Below are 22,258 nucleotides of genomic sequence, written 5' to 3' on the forward strand. Positions count from 1 at the left end.
CGGCGGTCGCGGACCTGCCGATATCGGGGCTTCTTTCTATTGGAGCGTAGCCAAATATTTACTAATGAAGGCCTTCGCCTTGTCCGGGTTCTGGCTGTCGACGCGGATGCCGATGATCATGTTCTCCTTATAGAGCGGCACGTCGCCGGGAAGATCGGTATTCGTCAGGTCGATGCCGTACACATGCTCCTCGGTGTCTTCGTCCGTCTTCAGCTTCATGGCGACGCCGTCCTTCATGAGCGGCTTGAAGCCGCCTTCGACGTCGCCGTCGAGATTCATGAGGATGCCTTGCCTGCCGACCCATTCGAAAATGTTCTTGTCCATAATATAGACGTCCGGATGCTCCGTCGCCAAAATCAGCACGGCCTTCTGCATGTACGCGTATTGATTCGCCTCGTCGGCCGGAACGTACGTCACCATCGAGGTGAAGCGCTGCCATTCGGGAAACGCCGCCAATAAAGCGTTCTCGATCGGCTCCTCCTTGGGCGCGTCCTCCGTCAGCATGTAGTTGCCCATGAACGATATGTTCAGGTCGGCCGGCGGCAGGTTCGCGAGCCGCTCTTTCTCGGCCCGGTGGTCCATATAGCTCATAATTCCGTAAATAATGAGTACGACCGCGGCAATGGCGCCGATCGTATGAAACTTGTAGTAGCGCCAGAAGTGGTCGACTTTCTGCGCTTGACCCGCCATTTTCTTGTACTTCCCGTATTCCTGTTCGTTGAAGGCGTCGGTCTCCTTGCGGTCCTCGTACGCCAGGATGAGCCGGTAGGCCTGCGTTACTTTGGCAAAAGCATCCTCGTCCTCCGCCGCCTCCGGATTCTGCTTCGAGCGGGAGCGGGCTTGGCGCATGAGCGTCGTATACCGCTTCTCCACTTCTTCCTTCGCCGCCAACTCCGGCAGGCCCATCGTCTCATAAGCCTGTTTCAATTCGTCCAATTGTGTCACCTCGATTAGTAAGTAGATCCTCTATTATTCCTATCTATAAGTATACGGAATTCCGCGGGTAACGCAAACTTTGGCGGCGCTGCCGGACAGGTCGGAATTTTATACGTTTTAATCGGCAAAACGCCTTCCCATCCCGCCTTTTTTTGTTATGCTAACGATAGAACTTATACGAATGGGATGGTGTTCGCATGACGGTATCGTTCAAATTTGATTTCGGCATCGGGCCGGCGCCGGAATCCCCCTATATTCAAGTGCTGCCGGATACGTTGTACGACGAGGGTTCAGGCTACGGCTTCGAGCCGAACGGGCGGATCGGTTCGCGGAACCGCGAGGAGGCGGACAGGCTGAGGGGCGCGTTCTGCATTCCGCTCGAAGCCGCGTTCATTGTAGACCTGCCGGACGGCTGCTACACCGTAACGGCGACGATCGGCGACGCGATCGCGCCGACTTCGACATCGATCAAATACGGTCCGGGACGCGTCGTCGCGCACAAAGCCGCAACATCGGCGGGCCAATACGCGGTTCACAGCTTCACGGTCAAAGTAACCGACGGCCGGCTGCGGCTGGCGTTCTCCGGCGTCGCGCCGTGAATCAACGCTTTGGAGATCGCGGAAGCGAAGCAGGCGACGACGATTTATTTGGCTGGCGATTCGACCGTGACCGATCAGGAGACGTTCCCTTACGCGGGATGGGGCCAAATGCTGCCGCTGTACTTGAAGGCGGACGCGGCGGTCGACAACCGCGCGAAGTCGGGCAGAAGCTCGCGCAGCTTCATGAACGAAGGCCGGCTGGCGGCGATATTGGAGCAAATCAAGCCGAACGACTATTTGTGGATCCAATTCGGGCACAACGATCAGAAGCCAGACGCGGAGAGAGCGACGGAGCCGTTCGGGAGCTACAAGGAAATGCTGGCCGTCTACGTGGAGGAAGCCCGCGCAAGAGGCGCGATTCCGGTGCTCATTACGCCGGTGCACCGGCGCAAGTTCGACGCGGAAGGCCGGATCGTCGACACGCACGGCGATTACTTGCTTGGCATGAAGCAGCTGGCGGCGGAGCTTGACGTGCCGCTGATCGATTTGGCGGCGAAGAGCAAGGCGATGTACGAGCGGCTGGGGGACGAGCCGTCGAAGGCGTTGTTCATGTGGGCGTATCCGGGGGAGTTCATCCATTTTCCGGAGGGCGCGCAGGACGATACCCACTTCCAGGAGCTCGGCGCCATCCAGATCGCGCGCCTGGTGGCGGAGGGCGTGCGGGAGCTGGCGTTATCGCCGCTTCATTTGTATTTGAAGGGGCTGTAAGCTTAGGCCCTTGCTGCCGCGCGGCTTGCCATAATCCGCTTTAAGCATGTAAGCTGTCAATAGGACAATTACTTTAATCGGCAAGCGAGGGGTGCGGTTTGTTTGACCCGACCGTCTTTGAAAACTTGAAGGTAGCCTTTGAAAACGAGCTTTACGACCTGGATAATTTGGACAGGGCCATCGATATCGCGAATCGGACCGACCGGCTGGACATGGCCGTCATGGCGCGGGAATTCGCGCTGCAATTCCGCCTTGCCGGCCGGACGGACGTTACCGCGGAGCTGCGGCTCCGCGCGACGCTCGCGGATCTTGCGGCAGAAATTCTCGAGACGGAGGGCGCGTCTCCGGGCTGCTCGCTGCAGCTGCGCTTCCATTTGCAAGTGAGCGAGCCGGATGCGCAATGCGGGCTGATCGAGGAGGCTTTGCGGCGGATCTGGCAGCCCGAATTAACGCCTAAGCAGACGATCAGCCGCGTTTACGGGCAGGAGCCGATCGTCCATACGAATCGGATCGAGCTCGATTTTAACCGGCAAATCAACGAGGAGCAAATGGAGGACATTCCGGAGCTGGCGCGGCATATGCTTCAAACGTTGAAGGAGCTCCGGACGTTTGCCGCATGGGCCCGGATGCCGGAATAGCGGACGACCGCCGGGAAGATGCCGGGGGTAGTCAATCGGCGGAAGCTGTGTTATAGTACTTGAGAAACTACAACTGAAGAAGAAACGCCGGAGCTGCGTGCATGATGGGCGGGTTGCCGGGAGAGGTTCGCGAACTCCCTCTATAAAAAACTATGCATAACGATGGCCCCGTCCAGGCGGCATCGTCGTTTTTGCGTTCGGCGCGAGGCGGGTTCACCGCTTCGCGCCGTTTCTTTGGTTTTTTTGGCAAGGACGAAGGAATTCGGGCGATCTCTGTCTTCTCACAAGAGAGGGAGATGCGGCAATGAAACAACAAAAAGCAATCGTCGTGTTCAGCGGCGGCCAAGATAGCACGACCTGCCTGTTCTGGGCGCTGGAGCGGTTCGCCGAGGTGGAGGCCGTTACGTTTAATTACGGACAGCGGCATAAGCTGGAGCTGGATTGCGCGGCGGACATCGCGCGGGAGCTGAACGTGAAGCATCATATTCTCGATATGTCGCTCCTGAACCAATTGGCGCCGAACGCGCTCACCCGGGACGATATCGCCATCGAGCAGAAGGAGGGGCAGCTGCCCTCCACGTTCGTGGACGGCAGAAACCTGCTGTTCCTGACCTTCGCGGCCGTGCTGGCAAAGCAGATCGGCGCGAAGCATATCGTTACCGGCGTCTGCGAGACGGACTTCAGCGGGTATCCGGATTGCCGGGACGTCTTCATCAAGTCGCTTAATGTAACGCTTAACCTGTCGATGGACTATCCGTTCGTGATCGACACGCCGCTGATGTGGCTGAATAAAGCCGAAACGTGGGAGCTGGCCGACCGGCTCGGCGCTTTCGATTTCGTCAGGGAGAGGACGCTCACTTGCTATAACGGCGTTATGGCGGACGGCTGCGGCGAGTGCCCGGCTTGCCGTCTCCGCCAAAAAGGACTCGACGATTACTTGGCGGTCCGCGGACGGGAGGCGAACGGCTGATGCTTCAGCAAATTTACCCGCAACCGGACCATCCGTACGAATACGAGCTGAACAAAGATTTTCAATTCGCGGCCGCCCACTATGTGCCTTCGGAGGAAGCGGGCAAATGCCGGCGGATGCACGGCCATACCTATTACGCGAACGTGACGGTCGCCGGCGACGAGCTGGATCGGACCGGCTTTCTCGTGAATTTCGCGATCATCAAGCAGCTTATCCATGACCGGTTCGATCATACGCTGCTGAACGACGATCGGGAGCTCTTCAGCGATACGGAGCCCGATCGGTTTCCGACGACGGAGGTCGTCGCCCGCACGATTTATGAACTCGTGCAAGCCTATCTTGACGGCACGTCGAACCGTCCGCGCTGCGTGCAGGTGTTTCTGCGCGAGACGCCGACCAGCTACTGCATCTACAGGCCGAAGCGGAAGGCGGGATATTGATGGCCGCTTCAAAGCGCATTCCCGTCATGGAAATATTCGGGCCGACCGTGCAGGGCGAAGGGATGGTCATCGGCCGCAAAACGATGTTCGTCCGCACGGCGGGCTGCGACTACAGCTGCTCGTGGTGCGACTCCGCCTTCACCTGGGACGGCAGCGGCAAGGACGACATCCGCATGCTGACGGCTTCCGAAATCGTGGAACAACTGAAAGAAACCGGCGGGGCCGGCTTCGATCACGTGACGCTGTCGGGCGGCAATCCGGCGCTGCTGCCGCAGCTCGGTGAGCTGATCGGGCTGCTGCACGAAGAAGGCATGCAGGTGGCGCTCGAGACGCAGGGCAGCCGCTGGCAGGATTGGTTCCCGGCGGTGGACGAGCTGACGCTCTCGCCCAAGCCGCCGAGCTCCGGGATGAAGACCGACTGGTCGGTACTCGGCGATATCATCGACAGGCTCCGCGAGCGGGCAGCCGATTTCAGCCTCAAAGTCGTCGTGTTCGACGACGCCGATCTCGCATATGCGGCCTCCGTCCACTCGCGCTACCCGGACGTGCCGTTCTATTTGCAGGCGGGCAACGGCCGGCTGCAGGAGACGGAGCCGGCGCGCATGCTGCCGTATTTGCTGGAACGCTACGAATGGCTGATCGATAAGGCGATGCGCAGCGAGGAGCTGAAGCGGGTTCGCGTGCTGCCGCAGCTCCATACGTGGGTTTGGGGCAACAAGAAAGGCGTTTGATCCGATTTGAGAAGGAAAGAAGGGGTTCGATCATGGGAGGAAGAAGCAAGGAGGAGCTGGACGGCGTTACGCTGCTCGGCAATCAGGGTACGAATTATTTATTCAACTATTCGCCGGAAATATTGGAGGCGTTCGATAACAAGCATCCGAACCGGGACTACTTCGTCAAGTTCAATTGCCCGGAATTTACGAGCCTGTGCCCGATGACGGGCCAGCCGGATTTTGCGACGATCTATATTTCCTACATTCCGGCCGTCAAAATGGTCGAGAGCAAGTCGCTCAAGCTGTATTTGTTCAGCTTCCGCAATCACGGCGATTTCCACGAGGACTGCGTAAACATCATCATGAACGACCTGATCGCGCTCATGGATCCGAAGTATATCGAGGTATGGGGCAAATTTACGCCGCGCGGCGGCATTTCGATCGATCCCTACTGCAACTACGGAAAGCCGGGCACCAAATACGAGGCGATGGCGGAGCACCGTCTCATGAATCACGATATGTATCCGGAGAAGGTCGATAACCGGTAAAAATTTGGTACGGCAATTATGAACACCTTTCGAGGTGTTCTTTTATTTTCGCGGTTAACGGACTCAGGGGCCGTTATTCGAACGAAATAGGGCGGTTCGAGGCTGTAACGGACATGAACGGCCTTATTCGCGCGAATTGGGGCATGACCTCCGAGTTTTTGTGCCAATAGCGTCATTACGGTCCGTTATTTTCCTGCGGCCGTCCGTCACGTCGAAATAAGCGCATCCCGGTCCGTTAGCTTCACGCTAATATCGGGAAGGGCGTGCGTGTAAGCCGCGCTATCCGTGTGCCATTCGACACATCCGACACATCTGACACATCCGCTCCATTCGCGACACCGCGCCACTCGTGGCATCCGCGTCATCTGCGCCATTCGCGGCACTAACGACATTCGCGCGATCCGCGCTTATAAAGTGTATAATAACGTTGAGGCAGAAAAACACTAAAATGGTTGCATCTGCACGTTACGGATTACCAATGAACGACCATACATGAATAGCCGCATGAGAGAAGGAGATCCAATGAGCGACAATCAAGTCAAAACGGAAGCGGGCTGGAACTTCGACAACAGTTACGCCCGGCTGCCGGAGACGTTATTCACGAAGCAGGACCTGAATCCGGTGCGCTCGCCGAAGCTGATCGTCGTCAACGGCCCGCTGGCGGCGTCCCTCGGACTCAGCGCCGAAGCGCTGGGGAGCGAGGAAGGCGCGGCCGTGCTGGCCGGCAACCGGGCTCCCGAAGGCGCGCTGCCGCTTGCCCAGGCTTATGCCGGCCATCAATTCGGCCACTTTACGATGCTCGGGGACGGCCGCGCGCTGCTGCTCGGCGAGCAGATGACGCCCGCCGGCGATCGCTTCGATATTCAGCTCAAAGGCTCGGGCCGGACGCCGTATTCCCGCGGAGGGGACGGCAGGGCGGCGCTCGGTCCGATGCTGCGCGAGTACATCATCAGCGAGGCGATGCACGCGCTCGGCATTCCGACGACGCGCAGCCTGGCGGTGGCATCGACCGGCGAAACCGTCATGCGCGAGACCGGTCTGCCGGGCGCGGTGCTGACCCGCGTGGCGGCCAGCCATCTCCGCGTCGGCACGTTTCAATTCGCCGCGAGCCGGGGCTCCGAGGAGGATCTCCGGGCGCTGGCCGATTACGCGATCGAAAGGCATTATCCATTCGTCGCCGCGGACGGGAGCCGTTATCTCTCCCTTCTCCGGGAAGTGGTCAAGCGCCAGGCTTCGCTCATCGCGAAGTGGCAGCTCGTCGGCTTCGTTCACGGGGTGATGAATACCGACAACATGGCCATAAGCGGAGAAACGATCGATTACGGCCCATGCGCGTTCATGGACGCCTTCGACCCGGCGACGGTATTCAGCTCCATCGACGCGAACGGCCGGTACGCTTACGCCAACCAGCCTCCGATCGGCGCATGGAACCTCGCGCGATTCGCCGAAGCGCTGCTGCCGCTGCTGCATGAAGACGAGGACGAGGCCGTCAAGCTCGCCGAGGAGGCGCTATCGGCGTTCGCCGAACTCTACCACCGGAACTGGCTTGCGGGCATGCGGGCCAAGCTCGGCCTCTTTCACGAAGACGAGCAGGACGAAGCCCTCGTGAAGGAGCTGCTTCGCATGATGCGGGAGAACCGGGCGGACTATACGAATACGTTCGTTGCCTTGACCTTCGACAGGCCGGAGGATACGGGCCTGTCCTGCGACAAGTCGTTCGCCGATTGGCTGGAGCGGTGGCGGGGCAGACGAGGCGGTCAGCCGGAGACGGAGACGGCGTCGCGCGCGATGATGCAAGCCAGTAACCCCGCGGTCATCCCCCGCAACCACCGGGTGGAGGAGGCGCTCGAGGCGGCGCAGAACGGCGACCTCGGCGTCATGGAGCGTCTTCTCGCCGCGCTTGCGGATCCGTTCGCGCATTCGCCGGAGCAGGCCGAATACGCCAAGCCGTCCGAGCCGTCCGGCCGCCCTTACCGCACCTTCTGCGGAACCTGACGGCGGCGGCTTTTTCTTAGACGGCCATCTTCCGCAATTGCGCTTCAAGCCGGTCAAGATTTTGCTCGTTGGCCGGCGCCGCGATTTTCTTGATGGCGTTGAATACGGCAGCTTCTTCGAAAAGCTGGCGCCAAGTCAGCCTGGTTTTGCCGCCGTCATCCTCGAAGATGGCCGTGAGCTGAAAATGGGGCGCGGAAAGATGACGCAGCACGATCCGTTCAGGTCCGATTTCGACAAATTCGCTTTTGTTGGCATAATCGGCTCCGTTCGGTCCGTGCATCACGAACTCCCATATCCCTCCCGGGCGTAAATCAAATTCGCGGAAAGTGTTCGTAAATCCGTCCGGCCCCCACCACTGCGCCAAATGCTCGGGATTAGTCCAGGCTTCGTAAACGAGAGCGGGGGATGCATTCAACACCCGCGTCGATACGAATTCAAATTTATCCGTTGCGCTGTTTTCGTTATTTGCCGCATCGTTTTCCGTCATGTCCGTTCCTCCTCTGTATGTTATAGCAGGTTACCGCAAGCTCGACAGGTCGGCTTCGTTCTAAAGCCTGTTCCTCGAACCGGTAGCTATACTATAAAACATGACGTTACGTCATGTGCAAGCTTTTCCGCTCTTAGGCGCCCGAAATATTGTTATTAAACAAAGAAGAAGCTCCGCCGGCCTGCGGCTGGCGGGAGCTTCTTCCTTGTTTTATTTCACCGACAGCAGGCTTTCGGTAATGAAGTCCAGCTGCGCTTCCAGCGATATCGGGTCGTTGTACGTATCGGCCTTCGGATTCAGTTGGAACACATGGCCGGCCTTCACCGCGGGGAGTCCGTTCCACAGCGGGTTGTCGTATACGATTTTCGGATCGCTCGTATCGCCGGACCACGGGCACGTGAAAATAATGTCGCCGGCGTATTCGGGGAGCATCTCGAGGGAGATGGACGCCCAGCCCGTTCCGCTGTCGATCGCTTCTTTCTGCGCGCCTGCCGGCGCCTTCAAGCCGAATTCGCCGTAAATGATTTCGCCGCCGCGGCCGTAATTGTGGCCGAACACGTACAATCCTTTCGAATAGGGATTCAAAATCGATACCGTTTTGTCGCCGACGGCCGCTTGGATCTGCGGCTTCAGCTCGCCGATTTTTTGATCCCACTGCTCGACCCATGCTTTCGCTTCGGCTTCTTTGCCGGTCAGCTTGCCGAATTCGAGCATTTGGTCTTTATAGTTCAGCTTGCCGTACTCGATCGCGACGACCGGCGCAATCTGCTCCAGCTCTTCAATGCCTTCCGTGCCGGTAAATACGATGATCAGGTCGGGATCGAGCTCAAGAATCCGTTCGGGCGATGCGGTGTTGCCGAGGCTTTCGACGCCGTCCAGCAACCCTTCAAAATACGGGTTGGCCATGGCGCCTTCCCCGATACCGACCGGCTTCGCGCCCAGCGCCAGAAAATAGCCGGTGTAAAAGGTGGTCGTATCGACGATTCGCTTCGGATTTTTCGGCACCCGGACATCCCCGTTGCCGGCCTTGAACGTGACGGTTTCCGCATCCCTGGCCGCTCCTTCGTCGTTCGAGTTTGAGGCGGGGGTAGGCGAAGCGGCGTTCGTCGGCTCGTCGGACGTTTGCCCGCCGTTCGCAGGCGCCTGGCCGCACGCTCCGAGCAGCAGCGTTATGGCCAATAGAAACACAAGCAATGCATAAGGTCTAATCGATTTGTTCAAAATCATTCCGCTCCTATGTAAGTGATATTGATAATCGTTATCAATATAGCACAGCACAGGTAGGTTGGCAATCCATTTTTGTTTTTTCCGTGCAGCTTCCCGCGGCAGAGCTGCCGATTTCCAATTTTCGTCTGATTATTACTCTAATTATTAGGGTGTTTCCAAAAATAAGGCCATGTTACAATCATCCCTGTTACGGATTGATGATAACGCTTTCACGAAAGGAGGGCGCGGTTAAGTACTCGCTTGGCAAAGCCTTGCAAAATAGCTTTAACCATTTTCGAAGGAGGTTTCCGACTTTATGCATTCATCCCGTAGGCTTATTGGCTTGATCCTTGCGGCATCGCTCATGCTCGCGCTGTTCGTTCCTTCCGCCGGCGCGGATTCGCCGAAGAAATCCGCGCTTCCCGTACCGAAGAGCAACATGCAATCGTACGTCGAGGCGATGCAGCCGGGCTGGAATCTCGGCAACACGTTCGACGCGACCGGGGAGGACGAGACGTCCTGGGGCAACCCGCGCGTGACGAAGCAGCTCATTAAGCATATCGCCTCGCAAGGCTATAACAGCATCCGCATCCCGATCACATGGGATCAACGGTTAGGCGCGGCGCCGGGCTATGCGATCGATCCGCCGTTTCTGGACCGCGTGGAAGAGGTCGTGGACTGGTCGCTTGACGCCGGCTTGTACGTCATGATCAACCTGCATCACGACTCCTGGCTGTGGGTGAACCGGATGGGCGCCGAGCAGGATGCCGTGCTCGCCCGTTACGAAGCGGCATGGACGCAGATCGCCGACCGGTTCAAAAACCATTCGAAGAAGCTGTCGTTCGAAAGCATTAACGAGCCGCGCTTCTCGGACGGCTGGGGCGAGAGCGGCGAAGCCCACTTCGCGATGCTCCATGAACTGAACGCGGCATTCCATGCGATCGTGCGCTCCTCCGGCGGCCGCAACGCCGAGCGCCCGCTCGTGCTGCCGACGCTGGAGACGAACGCGAGCCAAGACCGGCTTGACGCGCTGGTCGACACGGTCGGCGCGCTTGACGATCCGAACCTGATCGCCACCGTCCACTATTACGGGTTTTGGCCGTTCAGCGTCAACATCGCTGGCTTTACCCGCTTCAACGAGGAAACGAAGAACGATATCGTCCAAACGTTCGACCGGGTTTACGAATCGCTGGTCGCCCAAGGGATCCCCGTCATTCTCGGCGAATACGGCTTGCTCGGCTTCGACAAAAATACGGGCACGATCGAACAGGGCGAGAAGCTGAAATTTTTTGAGTATTTGCTTCATTACGTGCAGGAGAGAGGCATCACCCATATGGTATGGGACAATGGCCAGCATCTCGACCGCCGGGCGCTGAAGTGGAACGATCCGCAGCTGTTCGGCATGATGAAGGCGAGCTGGAAGGGGCGCTCCGCGGTCGCGGAAACCGATTTGATTTATTTGGCCAAAGGCGCGGCCGCGCAGGACGTCTCGATCCGGCTCGAGCCGAACGGCAATAAGCTGACGGAGCTTCGGCACGGCGGCAAGAAGCTGCGCAAAGGCGCCGACTATACGGTCGCCGGCGACGTCCTGACGGTGAAGGCCGGCTTGCTCGCGAAGCTGACGGCGTCGGGCGACTACGGCGAGAACGCGGAGCTCGTCGCCGATTTCAACAAAGGCCAGGACTGGACGTTCGACGTCATCGTCTACGACGTGCCGGTGCTGCAGAGCGTTGCCGGAACGACGGACGACTTCGCGATTCCGGCCTCCTTCAACGGCGACAGGCTCGCCACGATGGAAGCCGTCTACGCCGCGGGCGGCAACGCGGGTCCGCAGAACTGGACGCCGTTCAAGGAATTCGGGTACGCCTTCTCGCCGTCGTACGAGACGAACGAGATCGCGCTCACGCCGAATTTCTTCAATGAAGTGAACGACGGCGAGGTCATCCTCACGTTCCACTTCTGGAGCGGCAAAACCGTTAAGTATACGATTGCGAAGACCGGATCTTCCGTGGTCGGATCGGCTGGCGAATAAGCAATTGACGCTGCCGCAATAAGGAAAGGGGCTATTCCGAAAGGTCGATCACGACCTTGGGGGCAGCCCCGTTTTTTTGCCAAGGAGCAAGCAAGAAACAACTGGATTTTGCGGTCGCTTTTGTGTAAAATCTATTTGGAAAACGAAACTATGTTTCGTATGATGAAACTATTAAATCTTGGTTGACGCATGAGCGGTCATGCACAAGGAGGCGGAGAAAGATGGACAGCAAGGAGCGATTTTCGAACCGGGTCGAAACGTACGTGAAGTATCGGCCGAGCTACCCGAAGGAAGCGATCGATTATTTGTACGGCACGGTCGGCTTGGGAAAGGAATCCGAGATAGCGGATATCGGCGCGGGAACGGGCATTTTTTCGAAGCTGCTGCTGGAGAGGGGGAGCGGGGTGATCGCGGTGGAGCCGAATGACGCGATGCGCGATGCGGCGGAGCGGCAGCTTGGCGGGATGCGCGGCTTCCGTTCCTTGCGGGGGTCTGCCGAGCATACGGGCTTGCCGGGCGCGTCGGTCGATTACATCGTCTGCGCGCAGGCGTTCCATTGGTTCGACCGCGGCGCGGCGCAAGCCGAGTTCGGACGCATATTGAAGGCAAGCGGCAAAGCCGTGCTCGTATGGAATTCGCGTCTGACGCACGGAACGCCGTTCCTGGAACAATACGACCGGCTGCTTCGCACGTACGGCACCGATTACGATAAAGTGAACCATAAGAACATCACGACAGCATCCTTGGTTTCTTTCTTCAAACGGGGCGGCTTGCAGGAAGCGCGCTTCGCCAACCGCCAAGTTTTCGGATTCGAGGAGCTTGCCGGAAGGCTGCAGTCGTCCTCCTACGCGCCGGCAAGCGGGCATCCGGACTATGCGCCGATGATGGAGGAGCTGCGCCGCGTGTTCGACCGGAATGAGCGCGGCGGCAAGGTGGCCGTCGAATACGAAACCGAGATCTATTGGGGAGAGGTCGGCAAGCCGGGTTTTTGAGTCGGGTTCGGTGGGCTTCTCCTGCAAATCTATTTCATTACGAAACGAGCTTATGCCGCTATAGGACGGCGTCAACCGTATACGCTTGGCTTATTCGGCGGCAGGGGCGAACGCGACTTCCGTTCCGCCGGCGAGCCTTTGGCGCCGATAGGCAAAATGGTTCGTCGGCCCGTGGCCGCCGCCAATGCCGAGCGCATGCCCGATCGCGGCGTGGATGAACCGCTTGGCGGTCGCGATCGCTTCGGGAGCCGTCTTCCCGGCGGCGAGCTCCGCGGCAAGCGCAGCCGAATAGGTGCAACCGGTACCGTGCGTATGCCTCGTGTCGATCCGATCGCTCTCCATGTAGTCGAACCGGCTTCCGTCATAGACGAGGTCGATGACGCGGTCGCCGTTCTCGGCGTCGTGCCCGCCTTTGATGACGGCATAGCGGGACCCCATCCCGACGATCCGCTTCGCCGCTTCTTCCCGGTCGCTCATGCTCCGGATCGCCATGCCCGTCAGGAGCTCCGCTTCCGGAATATTAGGTGTCGTGACGAGCGCGAGCGGGATCAGCTCCTTCACGAGCGTCCGGATGGCATCCTGCCTGAGCAGCGCCGATCCGCCCTTGGCGACCATCACCGGGTCGATGACCAGGTTCCTCCAGCCGTATTGCCCGGTCTTGGCCGCGACGAGCCGGATGACGTCCGAGCTGAACAGCATGCCCGTCTTCACCGCGTCCGGCGGCAAATCCTCGCCGATTGCGTCGAGCTGCCTGCCGACGGCGTCGATATCGACGGGATAGACGCCGTGCACACCCAGCGTGTTCTGCGCGGTTATGGCCGTAATGACGGTCATGCCGTACGCGCCGAGCTCCTGGAACGTCTTCAGATCGGCTTGAATGCCCGCGCCGCCGCCGCTGTCCGAGCCCGCGATCGATAACGCTTTGTATACCTTCGTTGTCATGCCTTTGCCTCCTCCGTGAAGTAACCTTTCGCGAACGTAAAACCGCCCGTCTCCGGAAGGAAACGGGCGGGAGCGAACGTTCGGCCGCGCGTACCCGCGCATGCCTGAAGTTCGGCGCCTGCTCCACTTCCCTCCGCTGGAATGATCCAGATCAGGTTCCAAGGGTCCGGAGCGCGCGCTCCGTCTCAGCCGTCAGACTCCCCTAGTGAATGTAGGTTTGCTATTCGCTTTGTTTTTTTTCTACTATAGCATACACTGGGAAGATGTAAACCGCATTTATCCGAAAAAAAGGCGAGGAACGCAATGAAAAATATGCTCGTTACCGGCTATCGCGCGCATGAGCTGAACATATTCAGCCAGAAGCACGAGGGCATCGTTTATATTAAGGAAGCGATCGCGAGAAAGCTGGTGCCGCTTGTCGAGGAGGGGCTGGAGTGGGTCATTACCCCCGGACAGTACGGGGTGGACCTGTGGGCCTGCGAGGTCGTCATCTCGCTGAAAGAAACGTATCCGCACCTGAAGCTGTCGATTCTGACGGCCTTCGCCAATCCGGAGGAGAACTGGAAGGACGACAAGAAGGCCTACTACGAGCAGGTGCTGAAGGGCGTCGATTATTACGCGGCTGTCAGCAAGCAGCCCTACAGCGGGCCTTGGCAGTTCGCGGCGAGGGACGAGCTGCTGCTGCGGAAGACGGACGGCATCCTGCTCGTCTACGACGAGGACGCGGGCGAAGGAAGTCCGAAATATATGAAGGAGAAGGCGCTCAAAAAGCAGCAGGCGGAAGGATACGAATATATCGGCATCAGCTCGGAGGACATACAAAGCATTGCGGACGAATCGAATTTCGATTGAACCGCGAAAGGGGACGGCGCTTGCGCCGTCTATTTTTTTGCTTTGCCGTTGACAGAAGGCAGCCGTTCCGTTATCATCTATTTTAATGACTATCTAATTAGATTACTGTTAAATTTGTTGGTGGAAAGGGGTACGGATCCATGCAGCTGGATAAAGTCGTCGCCTACCATAAGGCGCTGGCGGACGCGACGAGAATCAAACTGCTCATCCTGCTGGCCGGCGGGGAGCGGAGCGGCGGAGAGCTTGCGGATAAGCTCGGCGTCACGCCCGCGACGGTCACGCACCATGCGGCCAAGCTGCGCGAAGCGAGCTTGATTAACGAGCGCAGGGACAAGAACACGATTTATTTTACGCTGAACCATTATTTCATCAAGAACGGCGCGGCCGCGGCCGCCGATCTGATTTACCGCGAGCGCGCGGCGGAAGGAGAGGAGGATAACATGGAGGAGAACAACAAGCGGCTGAAGGAATCGGTCATCCGGAATTTCTTCACGGCAGACGGCCGGCTGAAGCACGTGCCGGTGCAGCTGAAGAAAAAATTAATCGTGCTCCAGCATCTCGCGGAACAGCTTGCGAAGGGGAAGCCGTATACGGAAAAGGAAATCAACGAGTTCATCAAACGATATCACGACGATTTCGCCACGATCCGCAGGGAATTCATCATGCACCAGCTCATGTTCCGGGAAAACGACGTCTATATGCTGAACCCGCGGGAGCTGTGGACGAGTTGGGAAAATTTGTCCTGACGATCGCTTGGGCTTTGGAACCGTCCTGGCAGACTTCGCGTCTCTCCCGGACGGTTTTTTAAGTAAAAACGACGCATTGACACCTGCAAAATGAAATTGGTATACTATGGAACATTACATAACCCGATTAAATTAATCGGAATTAATTTATTGGAGGGATCGAGGTTGAGAACGTTTCAAGCTTCACCAGTCAAATGGGCAGCGGCATTACTACTATCGTCATCCATTCTCTTCTCGCAATCGGCCGCGTTCGCGGCATCGCCGGCGACGGCGACGGCCGCTGCGGACGGAGCGGCGCAGTACAAGCAGTATTTGAAAGAGGAGCTGAGCGTCGAGCTTTCCGGGACGGTCACGAAGGGCGATTTCATCGAAGCGGTGGCGGACGCGCTTGGCTACGAGCCGTCTGGCGAGGAGGTCGCGTTCACGGATCTTCAATCGGACGACCCGTTGTACAATGCTGCTGCGGCTTTGTACGAGAAGGGCATTTTGTCCGGACCCGCCGTATCGGGCGATCAGGTGCTGACGGCGTCGGTAGCGGTTCTGATCGCCGTCCGGGCCGCGGATTTGAAGGAGCTCGCCTATACGTACCCGGCGTCCAAAGTGGATAAAGCGCTTGCCAAGCTCAAGGTATCGAGCGCGGCGCTAGGCGCGAAGGGCGCGCAGGAGGTCGCGGCAGCCGTGGACGCGGGCCTCATTCCAGCCGAACTGTACGCGGGCTTCAAGCCGAACGGCGCGGCCGGCGACGAGCTGATTCATACGCTGCTCGGCAAGGTGCTCGTCACGAAAGGCCTGTACAAGAAATATCTCGGCTATGTCAGCGACGCCGACATCTATTCGAAGCTGAGCGCGGCCTACGAAGCGTCGGACATCATCGAGGCGCCTAAGCTGCAGGAGCTCGTGAATACGGCGCTGAAGCAGGAGCTGGTTACGGGCTACAGCTTGAAGGATTCGCGCTTCGATCCGCGGTTCATCGATTCGTTGTCGCTCACGTACGGGCATTCCGACCTGAAGCACGCGATCCAGCTGATCGGCCTGCTGCGCAGCGAAGGCATCGACGCCAAGGTACAGTTCGAGCCGAAGACGTCCGCGTTTATTTTCCTGGCGGAGTGGGGCGAGCCGGGCCCGAACGTCGTGCAAATCGAGAACGGCAACTACATTAATTATGACAAGGAATACGATATTTCCTTCGAATTCGCGAGCGCGAAGGACAAGGCGGCCTTCGACCGGATCGTCCTCGCTTATGCGAAGAAGAACGAAGAGAACCAAGCCGGTCTGATCTACGGTTCGTGGTGGCAGCCGCTCTATTTCACGACGACGGCCTTGACCGACTACGAAGAGATTACGAACAATTTCATTGTCGATCCGAACAGTCCTTATACCGTAAATACGTTTTCCTTGAACGAAGATTCCGCTAAAGTCGTTGAGGGGCTGAAGGCCATCGATCCCGACGCCGCGATCCATCCTTACGCCATTTGGGCGGATCAACCGTTTTTCCGTTATTTGAACGGCGAATCGGCTTAATTCGCCGAACGCCGAGCAGCCCCGTCCATCCGTCGATGGCCGGGGCTGCTTTTTTTCGTGCCGAAGGAGCTTGTTCCCACTGTCGCGGTCTTACTCTTGCGCTTTAAAATGAACCGTCTGCTGGACGGCCTTCCGCCGGTTCGGATCGAGCAGCGCATCCTCCCCTTGCGGCGTCAGCCGGACGTAAGCGGCGGCTTCGGCTTGCAGCGCCGGGGCGAGAAGCAGAACCGTGCGGCCGTGGAGCGACGCGGTCGCCGCGAGCTTGCTTCCGCTTGCCGTCAGCTCGAAAGCCTGCTGCGGATTGCCGGTCACCGGCTCGCTCAGCGTGACGAGGACGACGCCGCTTCGAGCCTCGACGGCCGTGATTTGCGGCCGGGCGTTGTCGCGGTCCGATCCTCTGAACCGCGCTTCGCCGCGGCCGTCCGCGGCGTCGAGCAGCTTGCCCTGCAGGTCGGCAATGCGCCGGCTGGCGTCAAGATACGTCAGCTTATACGAGTGGCCGGCGTCCAGCGGCCCGGCCGCTCCCTCGTAGAGGCGGACGATTACTTTCCGGCCGTCCTCCGCGGCTGCGAAGCCGGCTTTCCCTCCGGTCAGGCCGATTTCCTTCCGGTCCGTTTCGTCGTACAGCGCGTATACGTCCTGATCGGCGCCCGCAACGGACTCGGTAAATTCGATTTCGAGCGTGTGCTTGTCGGACGCGGTTACCGATTGGATCCGCGGCGCGGCATTGTCCTCCGAGGAGCCTTTGAAGGAAACGGCATGCGGCTTCCCGTCCTTGACCGTCAGAAGTCCGTTCCAGCCCGGGGCATCGGTAACGCCGTCCCCGCCGCTCAGCCGGTACGTCTTGCCGGCTTCCAGCGCGAATTCCAAATTGAGCGTGACCCGGGTGACGACTTTGTTCCTGTCGTTCAGCTGATCGCCCGCGATCTTAAGCGGCGCGCCTTCTTCGTCCGCTAGCCGGAAGGAAGCGGCGGCGACGTTCTTGACGGGTTCGCTGAAGTAAACGGTAACCGACGTCTTGTCGACCGCTTCCGCCTTCGCGATTTCGGGCTGGCGGTTCGGCTCTCCAATGCCGGCGAAATAGGCGAGATTCGCGTTGTCCGCCGTCTTCAAGCCCGGAATGCCGGTTATTCTCGCCACGTAGACATGGCCTTCCCGGAACAGGTCCGGATTCGCGTCAGCCGATGTCCGGAGCTGGAAGCGCAGCGCCCGATCGTCGCCCTGCTTCGGCGAATGGCTCGTTTGCCAGCCGGACATGGAGACGGAGGCTCCGTTGTCCGAGACGATCTCCAGCTTCAGCTGCGAGAGAGGCAGATCGGCGAGCGAACGGTTGAAATAGACGTCGACCATATTTTCGTTCACCGCTTCGGCGCGGATGAACGCCAGCTGCGGGATTGCGTTTTTGCCGACGCCCGCAAAGGTCAGCTTCGCGCCCGCAGCGACGGCGTTGCCGGCTTTATCCTTGATTCCGCTCAAGGACAGCGTGTAAACCTTGCCGCTCGTCTGATCGGTCGTCGACAGCGTGACCGTCCTGTCGCCTTCGTTGTAATCGGCCCTCCACGGATGGCCGAGCCCGCCGTCCAGCGCGTAGTTTTCTTTCCGCTCAGCCGATCCGGCGTCCAGCGCCTCGCTGAACGCAAGCACGATTTTATTCTCCGCGAGCGTGATCCGGGAGACGACAGGCGCCGTCCGGTCGACTACCGAGCCGAAATGGAGATCGTTTCGCGTAGCCATCGTATTGCCGGCCAGGTCTTTCACGTTTTTGACGGTGAGCGTGTAGACGGTGGCTGCGGCTTGCGCGCCTGTCGTAAGCGTTACCTTCCGGTTATCCGCGGCCAGCGTGGCGCTCTTGACGGCCAGGTTCTTGTTGAAGCTGTAGTTGGACTCGTTCTCCGCGGTGCTTCGATTGAGCGCTTCGCTGAATACCAGCTCGATTCGGGCATCCGAAGTAATGGCGCTCGAAACGATATACGGCTTCGTCGTGTCGCGCAGCGATACCCGGTACACCCAGGCGGTGCCTTCCACCTTCAGCCTGTAGGTGTCGCCGTCGTACTGCCAATCCGTCGTCAGGAGCACTCGCCTGCCGTCCGCGCTGAGCGACACGCGCTGGATGCCGACCGCCCGGCCGCCATCCGTCGTCAAGGCGAACTGATCGGCCGAGACGGAGCTTACCGCGGAGCGGAGATCGACCTGCACGACATGATTCGAGATCGCTTGCACGGCTGCGACGTCGAGCTTCTTCCGCTCCGGATCCTTCTCCGGATACATGTCGACGAAGATCGAATAGGAGGCTTGCACGAGCAGCGCCCGGATCGCATTCGCCTTATAGCTCGCCTGCTCGGGAAGCCATCCCTTGCCGAGCGCGATGCCGACGTCTTTCTTGGCCCACGCGGATACGCTGCCGTATACCGGCGCCGAGGACGAGCCCGAAGCGCCGTGCGCCCTTACCAGCACGACGGCCAGCTGCTCGATCGTGACGTCGGCGGCCGGGGCGAACTTGCCGCTTCCCATCCCCTTCAAAAGCCCGGCCTGGGTGACGGCCTGGATTTCGCCGAACGACCATCTCGTCTTGAGCACGTCGTTGTAGAAGGGTCTCGTGTTTTCTTCCCTGAGCTCCCAAAGCCGGAACAGCACCGCCGCGAACTGCTCGCGGGTCATCGGGCTGCCGAGCCGGGCGCTTCCGTCGTCGAATCCGGTAAAAATGCCTTGCTTCACCAGAAAATCGTACTTCTCCTCGGTGTCGAGACCGTCGGCGCGGACGGCTGCGACAGGCGCCGACGCAAGCAGCAAAGCCGCGGCCAGCAGCAGCATAAGCAGCCTTTTCATCATGAATTCCTCCTCGTTTTTTTGGGAATGGCAGAGGTCTCCTCTAATGGGTATGAATGCGTTTGTAGCCTCATAACGCGCCGCGGCTTCCGAATGTTTCAGCCTTAGGCGGGCTTCGCGGCATTTTTTTTGGCAGGCTTGTCCGGCCGATGCGGGAAAGAAGAATTTATGCTATAGTAACGGAGTGGAACAAGAGTGGTTAAGGGAGGAATACGAAGATGTCCACGAGCAAATCGGGCAAGGCAAGACGGAAGCTGGCGCGGCAAGGAAAGCTTGCGGCGGATCGGCTCAGGGTCGGCTGGCAGGGCGTCAATCCCGTCACGAAGAAGACGCCGACGCTGATGGAGAAGCAGACGAAGCTGCATAACAAGCACCGAAGGAATCACGCCTATGAGAGCGATGATTCCTTTTGCGTTTATACGGGCCGCGGAGCAGGCACCGCTGCCTAAAGGGAGGAGCGGAACGAACATGACAAATCGAAGTGCAGCGTCACCTCCACTACGGGCGGTTTCTCGCGCTCGAGCAGCTGGACGAGCGAATGAAGGCAGTGTAACGAAAGGAGGAGCAATGATGGGGTTAACCGTCTTAATCAATGGCGAGCCGGAGGCGGTATGGGAGGCGTTGACCGATCCGGACAAGCTCGCGCAATGGTACGCGCCGGGCTCGCCTTGGGAAATCCCCAAGCTGGCGGAGGGGGAGAAAGCAACGTTTACGTTAATGCCAAGCGCCCATAATCATCTGACCGAGAAGCTCCCGATGGCGCTTACGATCGTGAAAGCCGTGCCGAACAAGGAATTCGCCTTCCGTGTCGAGTCGGCCGATATGCTCGTTTCCTTCGTCCTGGCCAAGGAGAGCGGCGGAGTCGGCGTTACGGCGAACACGGAGGGCTTTGAAATGTCGCTGGCCAATTTGAAGGCATTGGTCGAGGGCAAGGAAATCCCGTTCGTTTAAAAAGCAAAAAAAACCAGTCCTGCGCGTCAATCCGCGTTCAGACTGGTTTTTTTGCGCGAACCGCGCTGCCTGCAGCTGCGCTTGGCCGCTACATCAAAAACGTGCCGATTACGATCGATACGCCGATGATGACGGAGCGCAGCAGCTGGGCGACCGCCATGTTGCCCTGCTCGATTTGCTCACATACTTTAAAGCGCGGCGTCAGGAAATCGAAGATCAGGTAGACGAGGCACAAAATAACGATGCCGATCGCGGACCATACGAGCATGGAAATCCAGTCCTGCGAGCTGTAGGACACCATGGCGACGATGATGCATAGGCCGAGCAGCTTGCTGCCCATGTACATGCCGGCCGCCTGGTTGCCTTTATTGATTTGCTCCGAGTCGTTGTAACGCGTCAGCTTGCCGAATACGAACGCGCCCACGCACAGGACGACGAGCAGAATGACGAGGCCGACGGCCACGTTCACCGCGTTTTGAACATATTCATTCATTCGGTGTTCCTCCTAATTGGATAAGATCTATTCGGTTACGGCTGCCGGGCAGAAGTAGGCCAAATCGCCGGTAATTTTGCCGCCGACGCGGGGCAGAAGCCCGGCGAAGCGGCCGCCGATGACGTAGGCTCCCGTCAACAGGCAGCCGCGGTACGGACCGTCCTCCGTATGTACGTCCGTTTCCTCCATCGCGATGCGCTGCTGGTAGATTCTAGGCTGGCTGCCGTAATAGCGCTTGATCTCGTCCGCGTCCTTGTCCTCCGGCCGGCCCCATTCCTCGCCTTCCGCTTCGCCGTCCGCTCCGTAGAGCGTCGTGCCCTTGCCTTCCCGCCCCCAATAGCTCTTGGCGACGTAAGGAATGCCCTCTCCGGCGAATACGGTATTCTCGTAATAGGTGGGCAGCAGATACGTTCGAATGGCCGCCAGCTCGTCGTCGCTGAAGAGAGGATGGCCGAGCACGTCCGCGGACAGGTCGTTGCGCTCGAACAGCGCCCAGATCAGCGCCATGAAGCCTTTGCTTTGCGTAATGACGCTCTGCGCCGGATTGATGAGCCCCACCTTGCCGAGCAGGGCGAGCTCCATCAGCGCTTCGCCGACGGGGAAGCCCGTCCCCGGGTCTTCGTCGTGGATCAAATATTCGAGCGGATAAAGCCGGTACAGAATGTCGATGCGCTCGCCCCCGCCGAACAGCCCTACGCCCTTCACGATCTCGAGCCGGTCGAGCGGGACGAAGACGGCCGGATAGCCGAGCTCCCGGATGACGTCCAGCACGTATTCGGTGTTGCATTGATCCTCCGAATGCCAATCGTAGCAGGCGCAGCCGATCGTTCCGGTCAGGCCGGCGCTCCGGTAATGGGCGATCAGCTCGCCGAACGCCTGCTTCATCGCCGGCCGCATCCCTTCGGACGCGGAGCGGAGAGCGGTATGCCGGCCCACGACCTCGTTGCCGAGGAATGCCGTCTCGGGTATGCCGGTCGGGGTGTCGGTATTGTTCTCGATGCACTTCAGCCCGCGCTCCGTTACGATCCAGTCCTGCCGGGATATGCCGTGATGCGGGATTTCGGCGCGCGCGGCCGGCAGCAGGGAAGGGTGGACGCCCAATTGGCCGGTCAGGAAGGCATCGGGCAAATGCCGCTGGGCGAACCGGAGCGCCTTCCGGTAAATGCGGTCGATCTGCTCCGAGGCGGACCGGAGCTCCTCGTATTCGGCTCCCGAGTACCGCGCGACCGAAGGAAGGCAGTACTGTTTGCCGTACATCCGGTGATAAGGAATGCGGCGCGCAAGCTCGCCTTGGAACAGCTCGTCGTGCGGGATCGGAAGCGGGATAACGCGCTGCATCCGCTTAGCCCCCGCTGCCGATTATTCCGGAGCTGCCGAAGCCTTTGGAGCTGGAACCGGATTTGTAGCTCGACGACTTTTTGTACGTTTTGCCGCCCGAAACGTACGTGCTGGAGCCGTCGTCGTCGCAGTACCCGTCGCTGTCGTAATCGTCGCATTCGTTGCCCAGCGCGCCCGTGTTGCAGCCGCCGAGCGCGGCCGGCACGGTCAGCATCAGCGCGAAGGCAAGCGCTTTCTGCCCGTTCCTGCGCCATTTCGGGACAGCGGTCCCGGAAGGCTGCGCCTTGCTTTCCCTTGCCTGCCGTTTGTTGTGTTCGTCCTGCAT

At 59.2% G+C, this 22,258-nt stretch carries 21 protein-coding genes, 1 pseudogene and 2 riboswitches; of the genes and pseudogenes, 14 read left to right on the forward strand and 8 right to left on the reverse strand.

Annotated features, from left to right (window positions below; all coding sequences use genetic code 11):
• Positions 1–36: 36 nt before the first annotated feature.
• The gene (locus IDH41_RS02815; RefSeq protein WP_190858074.1) at positions 37–936 is read right to left on the reverse strand and encodes a J domain-containing protein; all 900 of its coding nucleotides are present in this window, start codon (positions 934–936) and stop codon (positions 37–39) included.
• 197 nt (positions 937–1,133) lie between these two features.
• Here IDH41_RS02815 and IDH41_RS32090 point away from each other — a divergent pair.
• From IDH41_RS32090 to IDH41_RS02850, 7 genes and pseudogenes are all read left to right on the forward strand, one after another.
• Positions 1,134–2,243 (forward strand): annotated as a pseudogene (locus IDH41_RS32090) (rhamnogalacturonan acetylesterase).
• A gap of 98 nt (positions 2,244–2,341) precedes the next feature.
• Positions 2,342–2,881, forward strand: a complete 540-nt coding sequence (locus IDH41_RS02825; RefSeq protein ID WP_190858076.1) for a hypothetical protein — start codon at positions 2,342–2,344, stop codon at positions 2,879–2,881.
• A 116-nt stretch (positions 2,882–2,997) separates the two neighbouring features.
• A riboswitch (PreQ1 riboswitch) is annotated at positions 2,998–3,041 on the forward strand.
• A 144-nt stretch (positions 3,042–3,185) separates the two neighbouring features.
• On the forward strand, positions 3,186–3,851 hold the full coding sequence (gene queC, locus IDH41_RS02830; RefSeq protein ID WP_190858078.1) for a 7-cyano-7-deazaguanine synthase QueC: 666 nt from the start codon (positions 3,186–3,188) through the stop codon (positions 3,849–3,851).
• Positions 3,851–4,291 (forward strand): 6-carboxytetrahydropterin synthase QueD, encoded by a 441-nt coding sequence (gene queD / locus IDH41_RS02835; RefSeq protein WP_190858079.1) that lies wholly within the window; start codon positions 3,851–3,853, stop codon positions 4,289–4,291. Before queC ends, queD begins: the two co-directional genes overlap by 1 nt.
• Positions 4,291–5,022: a 7-carboxy-7-deazaguanine synthase QueE gene (gene queE / locus IDH41_RS02840; RefSeq protein ID WP_190858080.1), complete on the forward strand. Its 732-nt coding sequence runs from the start codon at positions 4,291–4,293 to the stop codon at positions 5,020–5,022. The genes queD and queE overlap by 1 nt, the downstream gene beginning before the upstream one ends.
• A 32-nt stretch (positions 5,023–5,054) precedes the next feature.
• Positions 5,055–5,552 carry a preQ(1) synthase gene (queF, locus tag IDH41_RS02845; RefSeq protein ID WP_190858081.1) on the forward strand — a complete coding sequence of 166 codons (498 nt, stop codon included), beginning with the start codon at positions 5,055–5,057 and terminating at the stop codon, positions 5,550–5,552.
• A gap of 522 nt (positions 5,553–6,074) precedes the next feature.
• Positions 6,075–7,547: a protein adenylyltransferase SelO gene (locus tag IDH41_RS02850; protein WP_190858082.1), complete on the forward strand. Its 1,473-nt coding sequence runs from the start codon at positions 6,075–6,077 to the stop codon at positions 7,545–7,547.
• Between the two features lie 16 nt (positions 7,548–7,563).
• On the opposite strand, the gene IDH41_RS02855 is transcribed toward IDH41_RS02850, so the two are convergent.
• Positions 7,564–8,034 carry an SRPBCC family protein gene (locus IDH41_RS02855; RefSeq protein ID WP_190858083.1) on the reverse strand — a complete coding sequence of 157 codons (471 nt, stop codon included), beginning with the start codon at positions 8,032–8,034 and terminating at the stop codon, positions 7,564–7,566.
• Between the two features lie 210 nt (positions 8,035–8,244).
• A complete protein-coding gene (locus tag IDH41_RS02860; RefSeq protein WP_397327354.1) occupies positions 8,245–9,255 on the reverse strand; it encodes an ABC transporter substrate-binding protein in 1,011 nt (336 codons plus the stop codon).
• A gap of 301 nt (positions 9,256–9,556) precedes the next feature.
• Here IDH41_RS02860 and IDH41_RS02865 point away from each other — a divergent pair, with 301 nt between their 5' ends.
• Positions 9,557–11,272 carry a cellulase family glycosylhydrolase gene (locus IDH41_RS02865; protein ID WP_190858086.1) on the forward strand — a complete coding sequence of 572 codons (1,716 nt, stop codon included), beginning with the start codon at positions 9,557–9,559 and terminating at the stop codon, positions 11,270–11,272.
• Positions 11,273–11,493: 221 nt separating this feature from the next.
• On the forward strand, positions 11,494–12,264 hold the full coding sequence (locus IDH41_RS02870) for a class I SAM-dependent methyltransferase (RefSeq protein WP_190858087.1): 771 nt from the start codon (positions 11,494–11,496) through the stop codon (positions 12,262–12,264).
• A 90-nt stretch (positions 12,265–12,354) separates the two neighbouring features.
• Here the strand turns inward: IDH41_RS02870 and thiD are convergent, their stop codons facing one another.
• A complete protein-coding gene (gene thiD, locus IDH41_RS02875; protein ID WP_190858089.1) occupies positions 12,355–13,206 on the reverse strand; it encodes a bifunctional hydroxymethylpyrimidine kinase/phosphomethylpyrimidine kinase in 852 nt (283 codons plus the stop codon).
• Positions 13,207–13,317: 111 nt separating this feature from the next.
• Positions 13,318–13,420: riboswitch (TPP riboswitch) on the reverse strand.
• A gap of 89 nt (positions 13,421–13,509) precedes the next feature.
• On the opposite strand from thiD, the gene IDH41_RS02880 reads away from it, so the two are divergent.
• The 3 genes from IDH41_RS02880 to IDH41_RS02890 all read left to right on the forward strand — a co-directional run bounded on the left by IDH41_RS02880 (position 13,510) and on the right by IDH41_RS02890 (position 16,325).
• A complete protein-coding gene (locus tag IDH41_RS02880) occupies positions 13,510–14,058 on the forward strand; it encodes a DUF1273 domain-containing protein (RefSeq protein ID WP_190858092.1) in 549 nt (182 codons plus the stop codon).
• Positions 14,059–14,198: 140 nt separating this feature from the next.
• Complete coding sequence (locus tag IDH41_RS02885) at positions 14,199–14,804, forward strand: DUF2087 domain-containing protein (protein ID WP_190858094.1); 606 nt, start codon at positions 14,199–14,201, stop codon at positions 14,802–14,804.
• 165 nt (positions 14,805–14,969) lie between these two features.
• Positions 14,970–16,325 carry an S-layer homology domain-containing protein gene (locus tag IDH41_RS02890; RefSeq protein ID WP_223829386.1) on the forward strand — a complete coding sequence of 452 codons (1,356 nt, stop codon included), beginning with the start codon at positions 14,970–14,972 and terminating at the stop codon, positions 16,323–16,325.
• A 90-nt stretch (positions 16,326–16,415) separates the two neighbouring features.
• Here IDH41_RS02890 and IDH41_RS02895 read toward each other — a convergent pair whose 3' ends face one another.
• Positions 16,416–19,151: an Ig-like domain-containing protein gene (locus tag IDH41_RS02895; protein ID WP_190858098.1), complete on the reverse strand. Its 2,736-nt coding sequence runs from the start codon at positions 19,149–19,151 to the stop codon at positions 16,416–16,418.
• A gap of 218 nt (positions 19,152–19,369) precedes the next feature.
• Between IDH41_RS02895 and IDH41_RS02900 the strand changes: the two genes are divergently transcribed.
• Both IDH41_RS02900 and IDH41_RS02905 read left to right on the forward strand, forming a co-directional pair.
• The gene (locus IDH41_RS02900; protein WP_190858100.1) at positions 19,370–19,600 is read left to right on the forward strand and encodes a hypothetical protein; all 231 of its coding nucleotides are present in this window, start codon (positions 19,370–19,372) and stop codon (positions 19,598–19,600) included.
• 121 nt (positions 19,601–19,721) lie between these two features.
• The gene (locus tag IDH41_RS02905) at positions 19,722–20,102 is read left to right on the forward strand and encodes an SRPBCC family protein (protein ID WP_190858102.1); all 381 of its coding nucleotides are present in this window, start codon (positions 19,722–19,724) and stop codon (positions 20,100–20,102) included.
• Positions 20,103–20,190: 88 nt separating this feature from the next.
• Here the strand turns inward: IDH41_RS02905 and IDH41_RS02910 are convergent, their stop codons facing one another.
• From IDH41_RS02910 to IDH41_RS02920, 3 genes are read right to left on the reverse strand one after another with little or no spacing between them, the layout of a single operon-like run.
• Entirely contained in the window at positions 20,191–20,595 is a 405-nt protein-coding gene (locus IDH41_RS02910; protein ID WP_190858104.1) for a DUF350 domain-containing protein, read from the reverse strand.
• 27 nt (positions 20,596–20,622) lie between these two features.
• Positions 20,623–21,933 (reverse strand): glutathionylspermidine synthase family protein, encoded by a 1,311-nt coding sequence (locus tag IDH41_RS02915; RefSeq protein ID WP_190858106.1) that lies wholly within the window; start codon positions 21,931–21,933, stop codon positions 20,623–20,625.
• 4 nt (positions 21,934–21,937) lie between these two features.
• Complete coding sequence (locus IDH41_RS02920) at positions 21,938–22,258, reverse strand: hypothetical protein (protein ID WP_317890673.1); 321 nt, start codon at positions 22,256–22,258, stop codon at positions 21,938–21,940.

This window comes from Paenibacillus arenilitoris (assembly GCF_014705655.1).
GTDB classification, from domain to species: domain Bacteria; phylum Bacillota; class Bacilli; order Paenibacillales; family Paenibacillaceae; genus Pristimantibacillus; species Pristimantibacillus arenilitoris.

Bases quoted from the DNA above. Each gene is read 5' to 3' on its own strand.
- IDH41_RS02915 (WP_190858106.1), bottom strand. From the start codon at position 21,933: ATGCAGCGCGTTATCCCGCTTCCGATCCCGCACGACGAGCTGTTCCAA.
- IDH41_RS02910 (WP_190858104.1), bottom strand. From the start codon at position 20,595: ATGAATGAATATGTTCAAAACGCGGTGAACGTGGCCGTCGGCCTCGTC.
- queD (WP_190858079.1), top strand. From the start codon at position 3,851: ATGCTTCAGCAAATTTACCCGCAACCGGACCATCCGTACGAATACGAG.
- queC (WP_190858078.1), top strand. From the start codon at position 3,186: ATGAAACAACAAAAAGCAATCGTCGTGTTCAGCGGCGGCCAAGATAGC.
- IDH41_RS02850 (WP_190858082.1), top strand. From the start codon at position 6,075: ATGAGCGACAATCAAGTCAAAACGGAAGCGGGCTGGAACTTCGACAAC.
- IDH41_RS02920 (WP_317890673.1), bottom strand. From the start codon at position 22,258: ATGCAGGACGAACACAACAAACGGCAGGCAAGGGAAAGCAAGGCGCAG.
- IDH41_RS02905 (WP_190858102.1), top strand. From the start codon at position 19,722: ATGGGGTTAACCGTCTTAATCAATGGCGAGCCGGAGGCGGTATGGGAG.
- IDH41_RS02885 (WP_190858094.1), top strand. From the start codon at position 14,199: ATGCAGCTGGATAAAGTCGTCGCCTACCATAAGGCGCTGGCGGACGCG.
- thiD (WP_190858089.1), bottom strand. From the start codon at position 13,206: ATGACAACGAAGGTATACAAAGCGTTATCGATCGCGGGCTCGGACAGC.
- IDH41_RS02855 (WP_190858083.1), bottom strand. From the start codon at position 8,034: ATGACGGAAAACGATGCGGCAAATAACGAAAACAGCGCAACGGATAAA.
- queF (WP_190858081.1), top strand. From the start codon at position 5,055: ATGGGAGGAAGAAGCAAGGAGGAGCTGGACGGCGTTACGCTGCTCGGC.
- IDH41_RS02895 (WP_190858098.1), bottom strand. From the start codon at position 19,151: ATGAAAAGGCTGCTTATGCTGCTGCTGGCCGCGGCTTTGCTGCTTGCG.
- IDH41_RS02880 (WP_190858092.1), top strand. From the start codon at position 13,510: ATGAAAAATATGCTCGTTACCGGCTATCGCGCGCATGAGCTGAACATA.
- IDH41_RS02900 (WP_190858100.1), top strand. From the start codon at position 19,370: ATGTCCACGAGCAAATCGGGCAAGGCAAGACGGAAGCTGGCGCGGCAA.
- IDH41_RS02870 (WP_190858087.1), top strand. From the start codon at position 11,494: ATGGACAGCAAGGAGCGATTTTCGAACCGGGTCGAAACGTACGTGAAG.
- queE (WP_190858080.1), top strand. From the start codon at position 4,291: ATGGCCGCTTCAAAGCGCATTCCCGTCATGGAAATATTCGGGCCGACC.
- IDH41_RS02865 (WP_190858086.1), top strand. From the start codon at position 9,557: ATGCATTCATCCCGTAGGCTTATTGGCTTGATCCTTGCGGCATCGCTC.